Origin of the sequence: Hymenobacter siberiensis (genome assembly GCF_018967845.1) — a bacterium.
Classification (GTDB): domain Bacteria; phylum Bacteroidota; class Bacteroidia; order Cytophagales; family Hymenobacteraceae; genus Hymenobacter; species Hymenobacter siberiensis.
Genome location: NZ_JAHLZZ010000001.1, coordinates 3,507,554 through 3,528,288 on the forward strand (window position 1 = coordinate 3,507,554; position 20,735 = coordinate 3,528,288).

At 60.2% G+C, this 20,735-nt stretch carries 18 protein-coding genes; 3 read left to right on the top strand and 15 right to left on the bottom strand.

The features are described 5' to 3' along the window. Positions 1 to 182 precede the first annotated feature (182 nt). The 8 genes from KQ661_RS15250 to mraZ form a co-directional block, all read right to left on the bottom strand. Positions 183 to 1,352, bottom strand: a complete 1,170-nt coding sequence (locus KQ661_RS15250; protein WP_168674032.1) for an FtsW/RodA/SpoVE family cell cycle protein — start codon at positions 1,350 to 1,352, stop codon at positions 183 to 185. Positions 1,353 to 1,502: 150 nt separating this feature from the next. Further along, positions 1,503 to 2,861, bottom strand: a complete 1,359-nt coding sequence (gene murD, locus KQ661_RS15255) for a UDP-N-acetylmuramoyl-L-alanine--D-glutamate ligase (protein WP_216727397.1) — start codon at positions 2,859 to 2,861, stop codon at positions 1,503 to 1,505. Between the two features lie 88 nt (positions 2,862 to 2,949). Then, positions 2,950 to 4,170 carry a phospho-N-acetylmuramoyl-pentapeptide-transferase gene (gene mraY, locus KQ661_RS15260; protein ID WP_216689164.1) on the bottom strand — a complete coding sequence of 407 codons (1,221 nt, stop codon included), beginning with the start codon at positions 4,168 to 4,170 and terminating at the stop codon, positions 2,950 to 2,952. A 158-nt stretch (positions 4,171 to 4,328) separates the two neighbouring features. Then, positions 4,329 to 5,801 carry a UDP-N-acetylmuramoyl-L-alanyl-D-glutamate--2,6-diaminopimelate ligase gene (locus KQ661_RS15265; protein ID WP_216727398.1) on the bottom strand — a complete coding sequence of 491 codons (1,473 nt, stop codon included), beginning with the start codon at positions 5,799 to 5,801 and terminating at the stop codon, positions 4,329 to 4,331. A gap of 98 nt (positions 5,802 to 5,899) precedes the next feature. Further along, the gene (locus KQ661_RS15270; protein ID WP_216727399.1) at positions 5,900 to 8,368 is read right to left on the bottom strand and encodes a penicillin-binding protein; all 2,469 of its coding nucleotides are present in this window, start codon (positions 8,366 to 8,368) and stop codon (positions 5,900 to 5,902) included. After that, positions 8,365 to 9,228, bottom strand: coding sequence for an FtsL-like putative cell division protein (locus KQ661_RS15275; protein WP_216726392.1), 864 nt, complete (start codon positions 9,226 to 9,228; stop codon positions 8,365 to 8,367). The genes KQ661_RS15270 and KQ661_RS15275 overlap by 4 nt, the downstream gene beginning before the upstream one ends. A gap of 78 nt (positions 9,229 to 9,306) precedes the next feature. Continuing rightward, entirely contained in the window at positions 9,307 to 10,236 is a 930-nt protein-coding gene (rsmH, locus tag KQ661_RS15280) for a 16S rRNA (cytosine(1402)-N(4))-methyltransferase RsmH (protein WP_216690716.1), read from the bottom strand. A 2-nt stretch (positions 10,237 to 10,238) separates the two neighbouring features. Then, on the bottom strand, positions 10,239 to 10,712 hold the full coding sequence (gene mraZ / locus KQ661_RS15285) for a division/cell wall cluster transcriptional repressor MraZ (RefSeq protein WP_168674036.1): 474 nt from the start codon (positions 10,710 to 10,712) through the stop codon (positions 10,239 to 10,241). A gap of 346 nt (positions 10,713 to 11,058) precedes the next feature. On the opposite strand from mraZ, the gene KQ661_RS15290 reads away from it, so the two are divergent. The 3 genes from KQ661_RS15290 (at position 11,059) to KQ661_RS15300 (ending at position 14,460) form a co-directional block, all read left to right on the top strand. Then, the gene (locus tag KQ661_RS15290) at positions 11,059 to 11,487 is read left to right on the top strand and encodes a hypothetical protein (RefSeq protein ID WP_216689168.1); all 429 of its coding nucleotides are present in this window, start codon (positions 11,059 to 11,061) and stop codon (positions 11,485 to 11,487) included. A 98-nt stretch (positions 11,488 to 11,585) separates the two neighbouring features. Further along, positions 11,586 to 13,982, top strand: a complete 2,397-nt coding sequence (locus tag KQ661_RS15295; protein ID WP_216727400.1) for a TonB-dependent receptor — start codon at positions 11,586 to 11,588, stop codon at positions 13,980 to 13,982. 97 nt (positions 13,983 to 14,079) lie between these two features. Continuing rightward, entirely contained in the window at positions 14,080 to 14,460 is a 381-nt protein-coding gene (locus tag KQ661_RS15300; protein WP_216727401.1) for a heavy-metal-associated domain-containing protein, read from the top strand. 152 nt (positions 14,461 to 14,612) lie between these two features. On the opposite strand, the gene KQ661_RS15305 is transcribed toward KQ661_RS15300, so the two are convergent. The 7 genes from KQ661_RS15305 to KQ661_RS15335 form a co-directional block, all read right to left on the bottom strand. Further along, the gene (locus KQ661_RS15305) at positions 14,613 to 15,356 is read right to left on the bottom strand and encodes a fatty acid desaturase (protein WP_216689171.1); all 744 of its coding nucleotides are present in this window, start codon (positions 15,354 to 15,356) and stop codon (positions 14,613 to 14,615) included. Next, positions 15,357 to 15,686, bottom strand: coding sequence for a DHCW motif cupin fold protein (locus tag KQ661_RS15310; RefSeq protein WP_216689172.1), 330 nt, complete (start codon positions 15,684 to 15,686; stop codon positions 15,357 to 15,359). An 18-nt stretch (positions 15,687 to 15,704) separates the two neighbouring features. After that, complete coding sequence (locus tag KQ661_RS15315; RefSeq protein ID WP_216689173.1) at positions 15,705 to 16,556, bottom strand: 4-hydroxy-3-methylbut-2-enyl diphosphate reductase; 852 nt, start codon at positions 16,554 to 16,556, stop codon at positions 15,705 to 15,707. Between the two features lie 377 nt (positions 16,557 to 16,933). Beyond that, on the bottom strand, positions 16,934 to 17,407 hold the full coding sequence (locus KQ661_RS15320; protein WP_168674043.1) for a hypothetical protein: 474 nt from the start codon (positions 17,405 to 17,407) through the stop codon (positions 16,934 to 16,936). A gap of 206 nt (positions 17,408 to 17,613) precedes the next feature. Continuing rightward, entirely contained in the window at positions 17,614 to 18,456 is an 843-nt protein-coding gene (locus tag KQ661_RS15325) for a phytoene/squalene synthase family protein (RefSeq protein WP_216726395.1), read from the bottom strand. Between the two features lie 87 nt (positions 18,457 to 18,543). Then, complete coding sequence (locus tag KQ661_RS15330; RefSeq protein WP_216727991.1) at positions 18,544 to 20,013, bottom strand: phytoene desaturase family protein; 1,470 nt, start codon at positions 20,011 to 20,013, stop codon at positions 18,544 to 18,546. Between the two features lie 138 nt (positions 20,014 to 20,151). Continuing rightward, the gene (locus KQ661_RS15335) at positions 20,152 to 20,706 is read right to left on the bottom strand and encodes a sigma-70 family RNA polymerase sigma factor (protein WP_168674046.1); all 555 of its coding nucleotides are present in this window, start codon (positions 20,704 to 20,706) and stop codon (positions 20,152 to 20,154) included. Positions 20,707 to 20,735: the final 29 nt, after the last annotated feature.

Genomic DNA, 20,735 nt, shown 5'->3' on the forward strand with positions numbered 1-20,735 from the left:
CATCGGTACGCCAAACATTTCCAACGCAAATTCTTGAGCGTCTAATTCGGTGTCTTGGAGGTAATCAAACTGAGTACTTCCGTTGAGGTAACAGTACAAATAAGACCCTACCCCTGATGAGTCATTCTCAATTTCAAACCTTATTCCACCGTACTCGGCGGCCAGCACTTGCCGAGGTTTCATTAGTAGCTGACCGATACTTTGGGAATGCGGGCCGTGTCCTCCGGCTCGCCGGTCATGGGGCGGATTTCGCGTTCGCCCCGGCTCACGGCCAAAATGATGCCGATGCTGATGCCGGTGAAGATAAGCGAGGTGCCGCCCATGCTCAGCAGCGGCAGCGGCAGACCGGTGATGGGCCCGAGGCCCACGGCCACGCCCATGTTCACCAGCGCCTGCAAAACCAGGCTGAAACTGAGGCCCGCCGAGAGCAGGCCGCCAAACGCGCCGTAGCTGTTCATCACCGTTTTCAGCCCTCGATAGAGGAAGGCCAAGTAGAGGAACAGGATGACGAACCCGCCCAGCAGGCCATATTCTTCGATGATGACGGCGTAGATGAAGTCGGAATACGGGTGCGGCAGGATATTGCGCTCGGTGCTTTTGCCGGGGCCCTTGCCCACGATGCCGCCCGTGGCAATGGCGATGTAGCTGTGTTCCAGCTGAAAGGGCGTTTTCTTGGTTTTGTCGGTGAAGTTGGTAACGCGCGACATCACCGTGCCCAGGCGCTGGCCGGCGGCCAGGCCAATTCCGCCCAGCACCACGAAAATGCCCACCATCACGGCCATGTGCCGAAGCGGCACCCGGCCGATGAACATGAGCAGCATGCAGGTGGCAAACAGGAGCAGCGCCGTGGAGGCATTACTCAGAATGATGAGGCTGCAAATGGTGCCCACCCACAGCATCACCGGCAGCAGGGTCGATTTGAAGTCGTCGAGGTGCTGCTGGCGGCGGCTGAGCATGCTGGCCAGGTGCGAAATCAGCGCCAGCTTGGCCAAATCGGAGGGCTGGAAGGTCTGGTTAATTACCGGGATGGTCATCCAGCGCGAGGCCCCGTTAGTTTCGCCGCCCATGAAAAACGTGAACAGCAGCAGCGGCACCGAAATCAGCAGTGCGTAGAGCGACAGCCGCGAGTAGTGCCGGTAATCGATGCGATGGGCCAGCCACATGAAGAGCAGCCCCATCAATATCAGGCCCGTGTGCTTCAGGAGGAAGGCTTCGGTATTGCCGTTCATCTTCTTGTAGGCCAGCGTGCCGGTGGCCGAATACACCACGGCAATGCTGATGAACGAGAACAGCAGCACGATGGCCCACAGAATGGGGTCGCCTTTGAGGTTGCGTTGCAGCCAGTCTTTCATGAGTAAAATGGTGAGTGGTGAACTGGTGGGTAATTTTAGAACGTCATGCTTTATCTGGCGTCCGCGCAGCCGAAGCACCTCGCTCGCATCGTTCAACGATTAGATTAGTGATGGCACGCGAGATGCCTCGGCTGCGCTCGGCATGACGTGCTATTTCAGCCGTTCTGCAACCGCCGCCGCAAACTGCTGGCCGCGGTCTTCGTAGTTTTTGAACAGGTCGAAGCTGGCGCAGCAGGGCGAGAGCAGCACGACGTCGCCGGGGGCGGCGAGGGCGGTGGCACGGGCCACGGCATCGGCCATGCTTTGGGTTTCCTCGACGTGCGGGATGATGGGGTCGAAGGTGGCGCGGAGCTTGGCATTGTCGACGCCAAGGCAGACAAGGGCTTTCACGCGGTGCTCGGCCAGGTTGAGCAGGCTGCTGTAGTCGTTGCCCTTGTCGGTGCCGCCGGCAATCCAGACGATAGGCTGCTGAATGCCGTCGAGGGCGTACCAGGCGGCTTCCACGTTGGTCGCTTTACTGTCGTTGATGTAGCGCACACCGTTGATTTCGCCCACTGACTGCAGGCGATGGTCGGCGTTGTGGAAGGTGGCCAGGGCAGCCTCAATCTGCGCGGTTTCGAGGCCAGCCACGCGGGCGGCGAGCACGGCGGCCAGCGTGTTCTGGCGGTTGTGCTGGCCAATGAGGGGCGAGTTGGCGGTGCTTACCTTATTGGTTTTGCTGTAGTAGCCGGGCAGCATGTCCACGCACATCAGGTCGGTGGTTTCGTAGTAGGCTGCCAGGTGAATATCGGGCCGGTGGTGCAGGCTGAACGGCATTTGGTGCACCGGCCGCAACGCCGACTTAAAGTACCGCTGAATATTCTCATCATCAGCATTATAGATGAACGTGCCGCTGCTGTCCTGATTGCGCACGATGCGCAGCTTGGCCTGCGCATACTGCTCCAGCGAGTAGCCGTAGCGGTCGAGATGGTCGGGCGTGATATTGAGCAGGATGGCAATCCAGGGCTGGAAGTCGTGGGTATCATCGAGCTGGAAGCTACTGAGCTCCACCACGTAGTAGTCGTGCTTATCCTCAATCACCTGCTCGGCCAGCGAGTAACCTACGTTACCGGCCAGGCCCACATTCAGGCCCGCGCTTTTCAGCAGGTGATGGATGAGCAGCGTGGTGGTGGTTTTGCCGTTGGTGCCCGTGATACAGATGCACCGGGCCCTGGTGTAGCGGCCAGCCAGCTCAATCTCGGAGATTATCGGGGTTTTCTTCTCGCGCAGCGCCTGGATAACCGGTGCTTTCTCCGGAATGCCGGGGCTTTTCACGACTTCATCGGCCGTCAGAATTTTATCCAGCGAGTGCTGGTTTTCCTCGAATTCGATGCCGGCTTCGGTGAGCTGCTGCTTATAATCGGGCTGGATGGGGCCGCGGTCCGACACGAAAACGGTGTGGCCTTTGGCCTGGGCCAGCAGGGCCGCGCCCACGCCGCTTTCGGCCGCTCCTAGAATGACAATGTGCATAGGGGAAGTAATTTCTCGCTGAGGTCCGCTGAGGGTTTCGCTGAGGTTCGCAGTGGACGAGCTCCGCGAACCTCAGCGAGAAAGATAATTAGCGCAATTTCAAGGTAACCAGGGTAATAACTGCCAGCATGATGCCGACAATCCAGAAGCGCGACACGATTTTCGACTCGTGGTAGCCCAGCTTTTGGTAGTGGTGATGCAGCGGCGACATGCGCAGCAGGCGGCGGCCCTCGCCGTATTTCTTACGGGTGTATTTAAAATACCCAACCTGCACAATAACCGACAGGTTCTCAACAAGAAACACTCCGCACAGAATCGGAATCAGCAGCTCTTTGCGCACGATGAGGGCCAGCACGGCAATGATGCCGCCCAGCGCCAGCGAGCCCGTGTCGCCCATAAAAACCTGCGCCGGGTAGCTATTGTACCAAAGAAACCCAATGCAGGCTCCCACGAAAGCCGTACAGAAAATAACCAGCTCGCCCGAATCGGGAATGAACATAACATCCAGATAATCAGCCAATAATGCATTGCCACTCACGAAAGCGAAAATAGCCAGCGTGATACCGATGATGGCCGAAGTGCCTGCCGCCAGCCCGTCGAGGCCGTCGGTAATGTTGGCCCCGTTGCTCACGGCCGTAATCAAGAAAATGACGATGGGGATGTAGAGCAGTCCGTAGAGGCCGTTGAAAATTGTGCCCGCTGAGGCGAATAAATCGCCGTAATTCAGCTCGTTGTTCTTCATAAACGGCACCGTGGTAATCATCAGGTGCACGTCTTTGAATACTTTACTGGATTCAATCGCCGAAAAAGTGCCGTTGGGCAGCAGATACTCGCGCACCGTGATTTCGTTGCTATAGAACAGGACCCAGCCCACCGTGATGCCCAAACCCACCTGCCCCAGCACTTTGAAGCGGCCGCTCAGCCCCTCCTTGTTCTTGCGAAACACCTTGATGTAGTCGTCCAGGAAGCCAATCAGACCCAGCCACACCGTACTCATAATCATGAGGATGATGTAGATATTGCGGAGCCGGCACAGCAAAATAACCGGCACCAGAATGGCCAGAATGATGATGAGGCCGCCCATCGTGGGCGTACCTTTCTTCTCGTTCTGACCTTGCAGGCCGAGGTCGCGGATGCTTTCGCCCACCTGCTTCATTTGCAGCACCCGAATCAGGCGGTGCCCGAAAATCTGGGCGATGAGCAGGGAAATGACAACCGCCAGCCCGGCGCGGAATGTGGTGTACTGGAACACGCCGGTTCCCGCCAGGTGGTAATGTTCGTGCAGGTAACGGAAGAGGTAATAAAGCATTCGGTAAGCGGTTCTTGGCGGATGTCGTCTGCCGGTCCGACCGCCCTAGGCGGTCGGACCGATTATTGGGCGAACGATGGCCGGGGGTTGTCGTTCGGGAATTGTTCACGCTTCAACCGGTCCGACCGCCTAGGGCGGTCGGACCGGCAAGCGGCGCGCTATTTATTCAGCTCAGCAAAAACTTCGACAAGAATCAGCTTGTCATCAAAAGGCATTTTCACGCCGCTAATCTCCTGATAATTTTCGTGGCCCTTGCCGGCGACCAGTACAATATCGTGCGGACCGGCCAGGCGCACAGCGGCTTCGATGGCGGCGCGGCGGTCGGGCACGGTCTGGACTTTGGCCGAATCGGGGGCCGTCACACCGGCCGCCATCTGGGCCAGGATTTCGGCGGGGTCCTCGAAACGGGGGTTATCAGAGGTGAGAATGACTTTGTTGGAAAGCCGGGCGGCCAGGTTGGCCATGATGGGGCGCTTGGCCGCGTCGCGGTTGCCGCCGCAGCCCACCACCGTGATGATGTGCTGGCTGGGCTGGCGGATTTCGTGCAGGGTTTGCAGCACGTTCTCCAGCGCGTCGGGCGTGTGGGCGTAGTCGATAATGCCCGTGATGCTTTGCTGGCCCGACAGCACCGACTCGAAGCGGCCGGGCGCGGTGGTCAGGCCCGAGAGGATGGTGAGAACCTCGGTGGGGTCCTCGCCCAGCAGCACGGCCGCGCCGTACACGGCCATCAAATTGTAGGCATTGAACACGCCGATGAGGCGGAAAAGAATTTCGCGGCCGTCGACTTCGAGGTGCAGGCCGTGGACTTCATTGGCCACCAGCTTGGCGCGAAAATCGGCAGCCCCGCGCAGCGAGTAGGTGGCGCGGCGGGCCACGGTGTTTTGCAGCATCACCGGGCCGCGCTTGTCGTCGGCGTTGGTGAGGGCGAAGGCGGTTTTGGGCAGCGCGTCGAAGAAGCCCTTTTTAGCCTTCAGGTAATTATCGAACGTGCCGTGGTAGTCGAGATGGTCGTGGGTGAGGTTGGTGAAGACGCCGCCCGCGAAGCGCAGCCCCGTGATGCGGTGCTGCGCCACGGCGTGGCTGCTCACCTCCATGCAGGCGTGGGTGCAGCCGGCCCCTACCATGCGGGCCAGCAGCGCATTCAGCCGAATGGCATCGGGCGTGGTGTGGGTGCTCGGGATGACTTCCTCGTCAATCTGGTTCTGCACCGTGCTCAGCAGGCCGGCGTGGTAGCCCAGCTCGCGGAATAGCTTGTGCAGCAGCGTGGCGCAGGTGGTTTTGCCGTTGGTACCCGTTACGCCAACCAGCGTGAGCTGGCGCGAGGGATGGCCGTGAAACGCCGCCGCCACATGGCCCAGTGCCTCGGCCGAATCGGCTACCAGCACGTAGGTCGTGGCGGGGTTCAGCACGGCCGGCAGCTCTTCGCAGATAACGGCGGCCAGCCCTTTTGCCACCGCGCCTTCGATGAACCGGTGGCCGTCGGTGGCCGTGCCGCGCAGGGCGCAGAAGGCCACGCCCGGCCCGGCTTCGCGCGAGTCGAGGGTGAGGCCGGTGATGGGCACGTCGGTGGAACCGTGCTGGGCGAGCACGTTCACGTCGGTAAGCAGGGAAAAGAGCGGCAGAGAAATCATCCTTTGAGTTAGGAGTTAAGAGTTAAAGGTCAAGAGTTATGGGTTGTCTGATTTGATTTTTTCAACTTTTAACTCTTGACCTTTAACTCTTAACTGATTCAAGCGCGGCGCACGGCGGGTTTAGCCGGCGCGGGCTTTTTGGGGTTTTTGCCCGCAGCGGACTGGCGGGAATCTTTGGATTTATCGGTAGCTTTTGCGCCTCCGGTTGCTGCTGGCCGGGCAGCTGGCGAGACAGTGGCGGGCTTGGCCGTGGGCTTGCCGGCTTTAGCATTGGGCTTCACGCCGGCCGAGCGTTCAGCCACGGCGGCCTGCACGTGGGCCTTCTCGCCATCGGAGAAGGAACGGCGGGCTTTGGCGGGCTCCATATCCACGGGCACCAGCAGCTTGTTCTCGGCCAGGTCGGTGTGCTCGGGCTCGGGCAGGGCTACGGGCGCGGCGATGCGGGGGCCGGATTCTTCCAGTTTCAGCGTAATCAGGTCGCCGCGCTTGATGGGCGAGCCCGGGGCCAGCGACTGCTCACGCACCCGGCCCGAGCCCACGGCCCGCACGTGCAGGCCCCGGTTTTCGAGCAGGAAAAGAGCATCGCGCAGGCTCAGGCCCCGGGCCTGCGGCACGCGGTTGGGGCGCACAGGATTCACTACCAACGTCACAGTGCGGGCGTGGAAAGCGGTGTCGGAAGCGCCGCGTACCCACTCCTCGCCGCCGGTGGCCTGGGTGTTGCCCACCAGGCCCAGCCGCTGACACACGAGGGCCAGTTCGTCCTGCATACCGGCGCGCACCAGCGGCACGTGGCTCTTGTTCAGGCGGGCCTTGGCCAGCAGCGGGCGCTGGCTGAGCAGGTCGCGGGCCATGCACTTGTCGGCCACCTCGCGGAACACCGGCGCGGCCACGTCGGCCCCGTAGATGCGGCCGTTGCGGGGCGAGTCCACCACCACGATGCAGCTGTACTTCGGCTTATCGGCCGGGAAATAGCCCACGAAGCTGGTCGAATACGTCTTGGTGTACTGCCCGTTCTTGAATTTCCAGGCCGTGCCGGTTTTGCCGGCAATGCTGTAGTCCTTGGGGCGGATGCTGCGGGCCGTACCGGCCGTCACCACCCCTTCCATCATCGACTTCACCTTAATCAGCGTAGCGTCCGAGCAGATTTTGGGGTTCAGCACCTTGGTTTCGTTGTGCATCAGCACCTGGTCGGCCTGCTTGATTTCGCGCACAATCATGGGCTGCACTTTCACGCCGCCGTTGGCAATGGCGTTGTAGAGGGCCAGCGTTTGCAGCGGGGCCAGCTTCAGCTCGTAGCCAATGCTCATGGTGGTGAGCGAGGTGCGGCTCCAGCTGCGGTCCTTGGTGTCCTTCACGTAGGGCAGCGCCTCACCGGTCATCTGGAAACCCAGCGGCTTATCCAAGCCGAATTTCTTCAGGTAATCGGTGTACTCACTGGGGTTGCGCGAGAAGTATTTATCGACCAGCTTGGCCACGCCGATATTACTCGATTTCTCAAATACTTGCTGCACCGTGATGCGGCCGTAGCCGTGCGAGTCTGATTTCACGGCCCCGCCCACGTACATTCGGCCGTTGCCGGTGTCCACAATGTCGTCGAGCGTGAGCTCCGGATGCGCCTCAAACAGCGCCATCATCGAGGCCAGCTTAAAAGTGGAGCCCGGCTCGGTCCGGCCCTGGTCGGCAAAGGCGTAGTTGTAGTCCTCCTTATAGGTATCGTCCGACGCCTTACCGAGGTTAGCCACGGCCTTGATTTCACCGGTGGCCACTTCCATCAGAATCACGCAGCCATACTGGGCATTGTTATCAACCAGCGACTTGTAGAGAGCATTTTCGGCCACGTCCTGCAAGTTGATGTCGAGCGTGGTTTTCACGTCGTAGCCCGGCAGGGGCTTGATTTCAGTGCCGTCGTACACCGGCTTCACGCCGCCGGGCACACGCTCAAACAGCGCCTCGCCCGACTTCCCGGCCAGGCTCTGCTCAAAGGTGTACTCCAGGCCCGCGCCGTGCTTGTCCTCGTTCACGAAGCCGATGGTGCGCTGCGCCAGCCCGCCAAATGGCCGAAAACGCTTATCCACCTTCTCAAAAATGGCTCCACCCCGGTTACGCCGCTCACGGAATACCGGCCAGGTGGCCATCAGCTTCTTCTCCTGAAAATTGATTTGCCGGGAGTTGAGGCGGATGTAGCGCTGCCTGGCCGAGTGCGCGTTCACCAGCCGGCGGCGATATTCCTGCACGCTGCGGTCGCCGAAAAAATGCGACAAGTGCCAGGCCAACGAGTCAATTCCAGCCCGAAACACCCCGTCCTCCACCACGCCCGGGTCCCAGGCCACGCGGTAAAATGGCAGCGAAGTCGCCATAATACTCTCATTATCGGAGTAAATATTACCCCGCGTGGCTGGCACCGACTGGTAGCTGATGCGCCGCTCCTGCTCCAGAGCGCGCCACTTGGCCCCCTCCTGAAACTGAATTTTGGTTGCCTTCCAGAAAATGGCGCACGAAAACACGGCCACCCCCAAAAAAGCCAGCCGCACCCGCGTAACTATCGACTTCTTAACGCTACCTTTCATCGGTTACGGGCTTTAACGGCCTGCTTATCTGCCGATTGTTTCTTGTGCGAGCTTGTGCTTTTTTGTGCCTTATTCTTATGGTCGGGCTTATTAATGACAGCACGGTGCGAAGCTTGCGGCGCTGCTACCAGGGTCGGCACCGAGTCGCCGTCCAGCGCCTGGGGCGGAGCAATGATTTCGGGACCACTATCCTCGTCGCTGCCATCGACCGGACGGCGGCGGCCGGCCAGCTGGTCGGCGCGCAGGGCGGCGGTGGAGTCGCGGGCGGCGCGGGCGGCCAGCGTATCGGCCGTGAGCACGGGCATCAGCTCCAATTCGGCGGCGTCGAGATGGCCGGCCGGAACCGTGATGCGGAAAGGCGGCGACGAGCTTTCGACCAGCCCGATGGCGGCCACTTTGCGGGCCACCTCGCTTTGCTTGCTGGCCTCCATGTAATCCGATTTCAGGGTAGTGTAGTCGGCCCGCAGGTCTTCAGTTTCCTGTTTGAGGCGCTGAATGTTGCGGTTCATGCGGTTGCCGTAGTGCGTGTTGCCGATGTAGAGCAGCACCAGCAGCATCACAAACAGCAGATGCGGCAGGAAGCGTACGGGCAAGCCTTCCCGAAACAGGCCGTCCACGCTCGTGGCGCGGTCGAGCAGCGAAAACAGGCTCCATGAGCTGCGCGGGGCTATTTCGGTAGCAGGCTCGCGGCGAGGCTTCTCACGCTTTGGGGCAGCGGGGGCCGGGGCAGGCTCCGGCGCGGGGGCCACGTATTCGGCCACGGGGGGCGCGGGGGCTTCCTCCGGCTCGGGCGCGGCTACCGGACGCGGCACGTTTGCGCGGCGCGGGGCATCGGTGGGACGGAGCGTATTAGCGGCCATTGACTTCAATTAAAAATTAAAAATTGATGGGCAACAGGACTAGGGTTGAATCCATTTTTAATTGGTCATTTTTAATTTTTAATTCTCTGTCCGGATTGCAACCCGCAATTTAGCACTTCGGGCGCGGCTATTCAGCGCGACTTCGGCCGGGTCGGCTTCTTCAGGTTTGCGGTTCACGGCTTCAAAGGGCTTGCTTTCATTGCCGAAGAAGTCTTTATCGACGGTTCCGAAGAATTTACCCTTCGCGATGAAGTTTTTCACCAGTCGGTCTTCCAGCGAATGGTAGCTCATCACCACCAGCCGACCACCGGGGCGCAGCACGTCGGCCGTTTGCAGCAGCATTTCCTGCAAGGCCTGCATTTCCTGGTTAACCTCGATGCGCAGGGCCTGGAAAACCTGGGCCAGATACTTGTTTTCCTTGCCGCGCGGCGTGCAGGGCACAATGGCCTGCTTGAGCTCAGCAATGGTTTCGAGGCGGCGGCCGCGCCGCGCCGCGCCCACGGTGGCGGCCAGCGTACGGGCGTTGGTCACCTCGCCGTACATACCAAAAATGCGGTGCAGGTCGGCTTCCTTATAATCGTTGAGGATATCGGCGGCCGTGAGCGGGCCATCGGGGTCCATGCGCATATCCAGCGGGCCGTCGAAGCGGGTCGAGAAACCGCGCTCGGGCGTGTCGAACTGGTGCGAGCTCACCCCCAGGTCGGCCAGCAGGCTATCCACGGGTAGCCCGCCAATCTGCTGTAGCTCAGCGAATAAGTCCCGGAAGTTGGCTTTCACAAACGTAAACTGCGGGCGGGCCAGCTTGGCCGCCTCGGCTTCGGCATCGGCGTCCTGGTCGAAGCTGAAGAGATGGCCGGTAGTGAGTTTTTCGAGGATGCGGGCCGAATGGCCGCCACCGCCAAAGGTCACGTCGACATAGCGCCCATCAGGCTGTAAGTCCATGGCGGCCAGGCACTGGGCCAGCATTACGGGGCGGTGATAGGCCTGGTCGTTATCGTATTCGGTCATGCTCATGCGGCCAGGCCGGCGAGCGGCGGGGTTTCAACAGATAAAAACTTCTGGGCCAGCTTACTAAAGCTTTGCTGGTCCTTGATGAGGAACTCGTCGTAGCGGGCCGGGTCCCATATTTCGCAGCGGTTGCCCAGGCCCACGATAATGGCCTCCTTCTCAATACCAGCGTAGCGCAACATGCTGCGCGGCAACATAAAACGGCTGATGCTGTCGAGCTCTACCTCGGTCATACCCCGGAAAAAATTGCGCTGAAACTGCCGGTATTCCTCGTTGAACTCGTCCAGCGCCATCACCTTTTCGTGAATCACGCCCCAGGCGGCCCGCGGATACAGCACCAGACAGGGCTCGAAGCCCCGCACCAGCACCAGCTGGTTGCCCGATTCCTCGGGCAGATTCCCCTTCACTTTGGCCGGCAATACCAGCCGCCCCTTCGGGTCGAGCTTGCATTCGTATTCGCCGGAGAGCAGGTTCATGGGCACGGGTGGCCGGGTGGAGAAGCGGCGACATTAGCAAATGTACGGGAACCCCCTCAAAAACCAACCACGATTTACCATTTCCTACCACAAATGCAAAACTGCCTTTAGAGCGTTTAAATGCAGTTTTTGAATACTTCAACTGGTGCTGCCGGCATTATGGGACTGCGTTTGCAGAGTGTTTACCAGAATGTCAGGGCGGTTATGGGCAACAGATGAAGCCCGGCGACTTGGGGCACCGCCTTCAGCTTGTGCCGGGACCGCGCCACGATAAACAAGCCGAAGCCGGTGCCCCAGTCGTCGGGCTCCCACCGTACCTTTGCGGGTAGCTATGCGCCCTCATTCATTGTCCCTTCGCCTCGCCAGTGTTCTGCTGGCCGTGCTGGTGCTCATCACCTCGGTGGGCCTCACGGTGCAGCGCCTGACCTGCCGCATGAGCGGCCGGAGCATGGTGGCCGTTTCCGTAGCTGGTCGGGCCGAGCTGCGCGGCTGCGTAGGCGAGCTGGCCCCGGCCACCCCCAAAGCCTCGGATGGCTGCTGCGATTTTAGCAAGCTCGAGCACAAGCTGAGCAGCCCGGTGCACGAGCTGGCCACCAAAACTCTGGTGCCGGCTCCGGCGCTGACGGGTATCGTGCCGCCCCTGGGCGGGCCGGTAGCCCCGGCCGCCGGGGCCGTGCGAGCCAATGCCGGCCCGCGCTGGTTTGCAGCCGATGCCTCGCCCCCGCCCCTCGGGGGCCGGGCGCTGCTGACCTTCGCCTGCACGTTGGAAGTCTAGGTTTTTTCTGAGCAACTCCCTTGCTGCGTTGACGGCGAAGGGAGGTGTCGCGGCATCTATCGCGTTGATTCATCAGAAACATCTAACTTCCAGACATTATGATATTTATCGGCGGCATTATTCCGCATCTGCGGCTTTCGACCCTGTTGCTGGTACTGCTGCCGGCCGGGCAGGCCGCAGCGCAGTCGTCGGCCATTGCGCCGGTGCGCGGCGAAGTGACCGAGGCCGGCAAGGCCACTCCCCTACCCGGCGCGGTGCTGCGCTGGCTCTACGACGCGGCCGATGGCGGTGCGCCGGTTATCACCACCACTTCGGACGCGGGCGGACACTTTACGCTGGTGCGGCCGGCGCGGGCGACCTCGCGGCTGGTGGTGCAGGCCCTGGGCTACCGGCCGGATACGCTGGCCGTACCCGCCACCGGCGCGCCCTACCTGCGGGTGGGCCTGCGCGCTGGGGCCGAACTGGGCGAAGTAGTGGTGACGGACCGCGCCCCGACCTACTCGTCCCTCACGCCGGCCAATGTGCAGATGATTTCGGGCCGCGACCTCACCAAATCGGCCTGCTGCAACCTGGCCGAAAGCTTCGAAACCAACGCCTCGGTGGAAGTCACAACTTCCGATGCCGTGTCGGGGGCGAAGCAGATTCAGCTGCTCGGGCTCGATGGCAGCTACTCGCTGCTGACCGTGGACAACCAGCCGGCCCTGCGCGGGCTGGCCGCTCCCTACCGCCTGGGCTACCTGGCCGGCCCCTGGATTGAGAACATCGAAATCATTAAGGGCACGGGCTCAGTGGTGAATGGCTACGAGGCTATCTCGGGGCAGGTGAACGTGAAGCTGAAAGAGCCGGAAAAGACGGACCAGCTGCTGTTCAATGCCTACGCCAACGACCTCGGCAAATTCGATGTCAATCTGAACGCCTCGGCCCGCATCAGTCCGAAGTGGAGCACGGTGCTGCTGCTGCACACCGACCACCTCGGCAACCGCCTGGACCGGAACAAGGACGGCTTCCTCGATTTGCCGCTGGCCACGCAGTTCAACGCCTTCAATAAGTGGAAGTACGTCTCGGGCCACGGCATTGTGAGCGAGGTGGGCCTGGGCGCGCTACGCGAAACCCGGCAGGGCGGGCAGCTTGATTTCCGCGATACGGGCAAAGCCGCATTCACGCAGAATTATGGCACCACGCAGGCCACTACCCGCTACACCGGCTACGCCAAAACGTCCTACACCTGGCCCGCACGCCCCTTCCAGAGCCTGGGCCTGCTGCTCACCGGCACCGACCACGACTTCACCTCGCGCTACTCCTACGGCTACCAGACGCTTCATACCAACCACGACCCCAGCCTGCCGGCCTACTTCGTCAGCAACCGTACGTCGCGGGCCTACGATGGAAATCAGCGCACCGGCCTGGCCACGCTGCTGTTCCAGAGCGCCCTCGGCAATACGGCCCACGTCTACCGCACGGGGCTGAGCTTTCTCTACGACAACTACGATGAGCGCCTGACCGCCGGCCGTAGCTACAGCACCGAAACGCCCGCCCAAACCGAGGCCCGCGAGCACCGCCTGCGCCGTGAGCTGGTGCCCGGGGCCTTTGCCGAATACACCTACCAGAACAGCCGCAACCTGACCGTAGTAGCCGGCCTGCGCGCCGACCGCCACAACCTCTACGGCTGGCAAATTACGCCCCGCCTCAACGTGAAGTACGACGTGCTGAAAAACACGGTATTGCGCGCCGCCGCAGGCAGCGGCTTCCGCGTGGCCAACCCCGTTGCCGACAATGCCGCCATGCTGGCCAGCGCCCGCGAGTTCATCATCGGCCCCAATCTGCGGCCCGAAAAGGCCTGGAACATGGGCGGTAGCGCCACGCAGTACTTCACGGCGCTGGGCCACCCGGCCACCTTCATCCTCGACTACTACCACACCGAATTCTCGAACCAGGTGGTGGCAGATATGTACACCTCGCCCGATATCATTGCCCTTGATAACCTGCAGCCCGGCGGCCGCTCCTTCGCCCGCAGCATGCAGGCCGAGCTGCAGGTGGAGCCGCTGAAAGGTCTGCAGGTGAAGGGTGCCTACAAGTACCTCGACGTTCGCACGACCTACGACAACGTGTTGCTGCCCAAGCCCCTCACCCCGGCCCACCGCGCTTTCCTTAACCTGGGCTACGCCAGTGCCTTCGATAAGTGGCGGGCCGATTTCACGGTACAGTGGTTTGGGCAGCGGCCAGTGGCGCATATCGGCAGCACGCACGCCCACGGCACAGGCCAGGAATACGCGCCCGAAACCGCGCCGCGCTACGCCCTGCTCAACACCCAGCTCACGCGCGCCTTCAAGCGGCTGGAGGTGTACGCGGGCGTCGAAAACATCAGCAACTACCGCCAGCCCAACCCCATTGAAGGCGCGGCTAACCCCTTCGGGCCCACGTTTGATGCCGCCATGGTGTGGGGGCCAGTGTATGGCCGCGTGACTTACGCGGGCCTGCGCTATCGCATTGAATAGCAGTGTGCGGCAAGCTTTATCTGGCACCGCATAACCAATTTTTCCGGCAGCAATTTTGTTAGCTGACCATCACCCCGACTTTACTTCATTCCTGCATATGAAATCCCTCCTCGCCCTCCCGTTTTTCGCCCTCCTCAGCCTCACTTCTACCGCACAGACCCAAGCCCAAACCGTTCCCGCAGCCGTACAAGCCGCCACTAACGGCACCGCCACGGCCCAGTTCAAAACCTCGGCCGTGTGCGACATGTGCAAAGCCCGCATCGAAAAGAGCCTCGCCTATGAAAAAGGCGTGCAAAGCGCCGTGCTCGACGTGCCCACCAAAGTTCTCACCGTGACGTACAAAGCCGACAAAACCACTCCGGCCGCCCTGCGCACCGCCGTGCAGAAAACCGGCTACGATGCCGACGAGCTCACCGCCGATGCCCGCGCCTACAACCGCCTGCCCGACTGCTGCAAGAAAACCAACCCAACTCACTAGACCACGGATTAGCACGGATTTTAGCGGATTTCACGGATTTTGTGAACGTTCCCCGCCGTCTTGTGTATCAAAAAAAGGCTTGCCAAATGGCAAGCCTTTTTTTAGTCAACAGTTACCGTCCACAAAATCCGTGAAATCGGCTAAAATCCGTGCTAATCCGTGTTCTTCGTCCGCCACAGCCGCCACCATGGCAAATAGGGCTGGTCGTGGTGTTCGTAGTGATAACCAAAGAAATAGCAGCTTACAAACGCCCATAGGTGGTGCCGAAACTGGCTGCGCGACTTGTGCAGATTATCAACCGCGTGCTCGCCCCGGTGCGGCAGGTAGGTACCGAAAAAGAACAGCTGAAGCGTAGCCAGCACCGCCGGTATCATCCAGAAGGCGATGACGTTGGCCTGCGGGAAAAACAGCTTCAGCACGTTGTAGGTCGCGGCCATCAGCAGCACCTGCCACCAGGTCACGTAGTTCCAGGCGAAGCGCAGGAACCAGGGCAGGAAACCAGGGTGGCGACCGTCGTGAAAATCGGGGTCGTCCTGGGTGCCGACGTGGCGGTGATGGGCGTGGTGCTTCGCCAGCATGCCAGGGAACCAGTTGAAGGCAAACAAGCCGGCGGCCAGCGTACCCAGCGCGTTATTGAGGCGCTTATTGGGGCTCACTACGCCGTGCATGGCATCGTGCGCCGTAATGAACAGGCCCGTATAGAGGTGCGTTTGCAACAGGGCCAGCAGGTAGGGCGCGGGCGAGTGCCAGTCGGGCTCGTACCACGCCAGCAGAAAGCCCAGCAGCGCCGCCCACAGCACCAGAATCAGCTCTCCAATGACCGCGCCGGTAGTGCCAATGGGCGTGGGGGCTACACGCCGGGCGGCCACCGGGGCCGATGTTGCCAGCGCCTCCATTCAGTCGACAATAAAAAGTGAAGCCCCGCCCAGGCTGCGGCTGCGGTGCGCCTCGGCACCGTCGGCTACCTGGTAGCTCATGCCCGGCGTGAGGGAGAATGTGCGGCCATCGGCTAGCTCGGTCAGTAGCTCGCCGGCCGTTACCAGCAGGAAATGCCCTTTCTGGCACCAATGGTCGGCCAGGTAGTTGGGGCTATAATCCACCATGCGCACCCGCACCGGGCCAAACTGCCGGGTGCGCCAGGTAGCCACGCCAGTAGTGCCGGCATGCTCCACCCCCGCTACTGTCGACCAATCTGTTACGCCGAAAGGCAAGTCCAGTATCTGCATGGTTAATCCGTTAAAGCCCTACAGGCTCAGCAGCCGGTCGCGCACCTGCTCCATTAGCCACATGGGGGTACTGGTAGCACCACAAATGCCCACCGACTGCCCCGGCGCAAACCAGACCGCGTCGATTTCGCCCAAGTTGGAGATGAAATGCGTTTGCGCATTGGTTTCCTTGCAGACCTGGTAGAGCACCTTGCCGTTGGAGCTTTTGGTGCCCGACACAAACACAATCTGGTCGTACTGCGCGGCGAAGCGGCGCAGGTCCTTGTCGCGGTTGCTCACCTGCCGGCAGATGGTGTCATTGGCATTCACCTGGTAGCCACGGGTTTCCAGTTGGTTCTTGATATTGTAGAAGCTGTTGGTGCTCTTGGTAGTCTGGCTGTAGAGGGTGATATTCTCGGGCAGCTCATGGCTCAGCAGCTCGTCGAGGCTTTCGAAAACGACGGCGTTGCCGCTGGTCTGGCCTAGCAGGCCCAGCACTTCGGCGTGGCCGTGCTTGCCGTAGATGAAAATCTGCTCTTTTTTATCGTAGCTGGTTTTGATGCGGTTTTGCAGCTTGAGCACCACCGGACAGCTGGCATCAATTAAGGTCAGGTTGTTCTCCAGGGCCATCTGGTAGGTGGCCGGGGGCTCACCGTGGGCCCGGATGAGCACGGCCTCGTCGCGCAGCTCGGCCAGCTGCTCGTGGCAGATAATGCGCAGGCCGCGCGCTTCCAGACGTTGCACCTCTTCATCGTTGTGCACGATATCGCCCAGGCAATAGAGGTAGCCTTGCTCATCGAGCAGGTCTTCGGCCATTTGAATGGCGTATATAACACCAAAGCAAAAGCCGGAGTTAGGGTCAATTCGGACGCTGAGCGACAGGTTCGGCATAGGACCTCGGTAACCGGTAACCTACCCGCAAGGTTGCGTAAAGAAGGCCGGATGGCCGAAAATACGTAATTCTTACCTAATTCAGTTTGCCTTAGACCAAAATCAGGTTGAACGCATATAAATTTTGAGAACTGAATCCAGCCTGCCAGGGTACTTTTTTATTTTGGACCTGACGCTTTTTTAAAACCTAAAATACCCTGTGAGACAATGTAGGCCCATGACTCCATTTATATGCGTTCAACCTGGACCAAAATGAAGCAAATGCCTAAACTTGTACTATGCGCGCAGCGGGGGTATTTGTTGAACGGTGCCAACGCTAATACTCGCTATGCTCGTCACAAGCTGAAGCTTGTGATACAAGGGATTAGGCCGGCTGGCTACTCCTTTACTTTGTTCAGGCGCTGGGCCTCCTCCTCGCTCACGTGCCCACGCCCCACCAGGAAGCCGCGCACCGTGCGGAAGGCTTCCGCGTCGAGCCCCGTGCCGGGGTGTTTGAGCGCGGCGTTGAGCAGCAGCCCCTTGTCTTCATCCACGTGCTTGCTCAGGCCCAGGAAGGCGGGCAGGTTGCTTTCGACTGAGAAGCGGAGGAAGCGGATTTCGGGATTTTGCGGGTCGATGCTCACGGCCTGGTCGAACGTTTTGGCCGCGTCCTGCACGTAGGTGAGCTTGTTGAACATTGAGGCATCGCGGGCCCTGATGGCCTCTGATGCACCTTTATAGGCCAGCACCAAGCCGTCGCGGTCTTTGTATTCGGCCAGTAACTGGTAGAATTTTTCGCCGGCCGACTTATCGGCGGCCGCCAGCTCGTAATGGCGGCGCAAGTTGGCGGGATGGTAAGGAGACGACGACACGGGAGGAATGGGGAAGTTTAAGAAAAAGGGGCGAACGACTGCAGCGGCCCGCCCGGCAATACTACGCAAACCGGCCGCCGACGACGACGAGCCAACCCCTAAAACCAGCGCAAGAAACAAGAACCCGGGAATTCGCATATCAGCAAAACTACGGCGTAAGGCCGCAATGCAGATGCTCTCAGGCAAAAGCCAGGCCCAAAATTGCCTCAAATGCGCGAGAGTCGGTAGCGGAAATAAGAGCCCAGCAGCAACAGCAGCTTGGTGTTGTCGGGCACGCGCACCCGCTCGCTCAGAATACGGGCCGCCGACAGCTTTTTAATTTTATAGAACAGCTTGAGATAGTACACGTAAGCCAGGTACACGCCCAGCTTGGCACTGCGCGGTAGCTGCTGAATGCCCGCGTAGGCCGCCTCAAAATCGGCTTTAATATCAGCTTCAATTTCGGCTTTGGCAGCGTCGTTGAAGCGGGCGTACACCACGCCGGGGAAGTACACGCGGCCCCGGTCCTCGTAGTCGGAGCGAATATCGCGCAGAAAATTCACCTTCTGAAACGCCGAGCCCAGCCGCCGGGCCGGCTCGCGCAGCCGCTCAAACATGGCCACATCGCCATCGCAGAAAATGCGCAGGCACATCAGCCCCACCACTTCGGCCGAGCCGTAGATATAGTCCTGATACAGGCCGGGATGGTAGTTCTGGTCCTCCAAATCGAGGGCCATGCTGTGCAGAAAAGCCTCAATGAACTCCCGGTCGATGCCGTAGCGGTGCACTACGTGCTGGAACGCGTGCAACACCGGATTGAAGCTCAGGCGGGTATCGAGCGCCTCGTAGGTCTGCCGGCGAAAGTCGGCCAGCAGCGCGGCCTTGTCGTGATCGTGAAAAGTATCCACGATTTCATCGGCCCAGCGCACGAAGCCATACACGGCATACACCGGCAGGTGCAGCCGCTCGTCGAGCGTGCGAATGCCCAGCGTAAACGAGGTGCTGTAGCGCCCCGTAATGAGCTTGCTACATGCCAGACTGGTGTCGGCAAAGAGTTTAACGTGGTCCATTTGATGAATTAAGAATTAAGAATTATTAATTAAGAATAACCAGAAACCTGCCGGCAAGCTCAATTTTTAATTCTTAATTATCAATTATTAATTCTCTTTCAATACTTCCCCCGCCACTACCTGCCCCGAAATGAGCGAAGGCGGCACGCCGGGACCAGGCACAGTGAGCTGGCCGGTGAAATACAAATTTGCTACTTTTTTACTCTTGAGCGTGGGCTTTAGAATAGCCGTTTGCTTGAGGGTGTTGGCCAGGCCGTAGGCGTTGCCCTTGAAGCTGTGGTAGTCGGCAATGAAGTCGCGGTGGGCGTAGCTGCGCTTGTACACCACATGCTCGCGGATGGGGTGGCCGCAATGCTTTTCCAGGCGGTCCATCAGCAGGTCGTAGTAGCGCTCGCGGGTGGCCTCGTCGTCGGTGAGGTCGGGGGCCACGGGAATGAGCAAGAACAGGTTTTCCTGGCCTTCGGGCGCTACGGTGGGGTCTGTTTTGCTGGGCACCGAGGCGTAGTAGAGCGGCCGCGTGGGCCACTGCGGCTGCTCGTAAATCTCGCGGGCGTGCTGGGTCAGGTCCTCGTCGAAGAATAGGTTGTGGTGGCGCAGCTTGTCGAGCTTGCGGTTCACGCCGAGGTAGAACAACAGACTGGACGGGGCCATGGTGCGCGAATCCCAATATTTGGCATCGTAGTGCCGGAACTCCGGTTTGAGCACCTGTTGCTCGATGTGGTGGTAGTCGGCACCGGCCACCACGGCATCGGCCGCAAAAAAGCCGCTGGCCGTGCGTACGCCGGTGCTGAGGCCGTTTTCGACCACAATTTCCGTCACTTCCTGGTTGTATTCGGTTTCAACGCCAAGTTCTTCGGCCAGGCGCACCATGCCTTCCACAATCTTGTGCATGCCGCCTTTGGGGTACCAAGTGCCCAACGCCAGGTCGGCGTAGTTCATCAGCGAGTAGAGCGCGGGCGTGTTTTCCGAAGTCGCGCCGAGAAAGAGGATAGGAAACTCCACCAGCTCCAACAGCCGCGGGTCTTTGAAAAAACGGCGTACGTGCTTGTGCATGCTTTGCAGCACGTCCATCCGCACCATGTCAACCAGCAATTTCGGGTCGGCAAACTCGAAAACCGAGCGGCTGGGCGCGTACACCAGCCGGTTGATGCCGACCTCATACTTATACGCCGCCTGCTTCAGGAACTCGTCGAGGCGGGCGGCGCTGCCGGGCTCGTAGTGCTCGAACAGCGCCCGCAGCTCGCTCATCTTAGCCGGAATATCCACGGCCTCGGGCCCCTTAAAAATCACCTGGTATGATGGGTCGAGGCGTATCAGCTCATAGTAATCCGTCACTTTGCGGCCGAAGCGGGCGAAGTACTTCTCAAACACGTCGGGCATCCAGTACCAGCTCGGGCCCATGTCGAAGGTGAAGCCCTGGGCGTGAAAAACCCGGGCCCGCCCGCCGGGGCCCTCATTTTTTTCGAGGAGGGTGACGCGCCAGCCGGCCTGGGCCAGGGTGGTAGCGGCCGCCAGTCCGGCAAAGCCGGCCCCGATTACGACGGCCTGTTTCGGGATAGTGGGGTTGGAGGGCAAAGGCAGGTAAGAACAGATTTGGTTGAACGGACGGGCGAAGTACGCCCAAAAAAGAAGCCGCCGGCCCAGCGCCGCAAGTGCAGCAGCAGAGCCGGCGGCCATCGCACGGGCAGAAACTGGCTAGTCTTCCAGAACTTCAGCCGCTTCGGTTGCGGCAGAGGCACCCACCGGGGCATACACCTGCAAGGCTGCTTTCAGGTCCTTGCGGGCAATGTGGATGCGGTTTTTAACGGTACCAATCGGGATTTGCAGCTTCTCGGCAATCTCCATGTACTTGTAGCCGATGTAGTACATCATGAACGGCGTGCGGTAGTCGGTACCGAGGCTGGAAATGGCCTCGTTGATATCGCGCACCACGAAATCCGACGTAGCGCCGTTGTGGGTGATGTAGTTCTGGTCAGTGTTGAAATACTGGAAATACTCCGTCGAATCGATGTTGGAGCTGCGCTTGGTAATCTTGTTGTAGTTGTTGATGAAGGTGTTGCGCATGATGGTATACAACCACGCCTTCAGGTTGGTACCGGCCTTAAACTTGTCCTTGTTAAGCAGGGCCTTGAGAAGGGTTTCCTGCACTAAGTCTTTAGCATCATCAGCGTCTCGCGTCAAGTTCATGGCGGCGGGCCGGAGGGTGAGCGAAATCTTCTGCACTTGCGAGGTGAATTCTAGCGAAGTCATACTGTTTAGCTTTTCGTGGCCGATTGTTA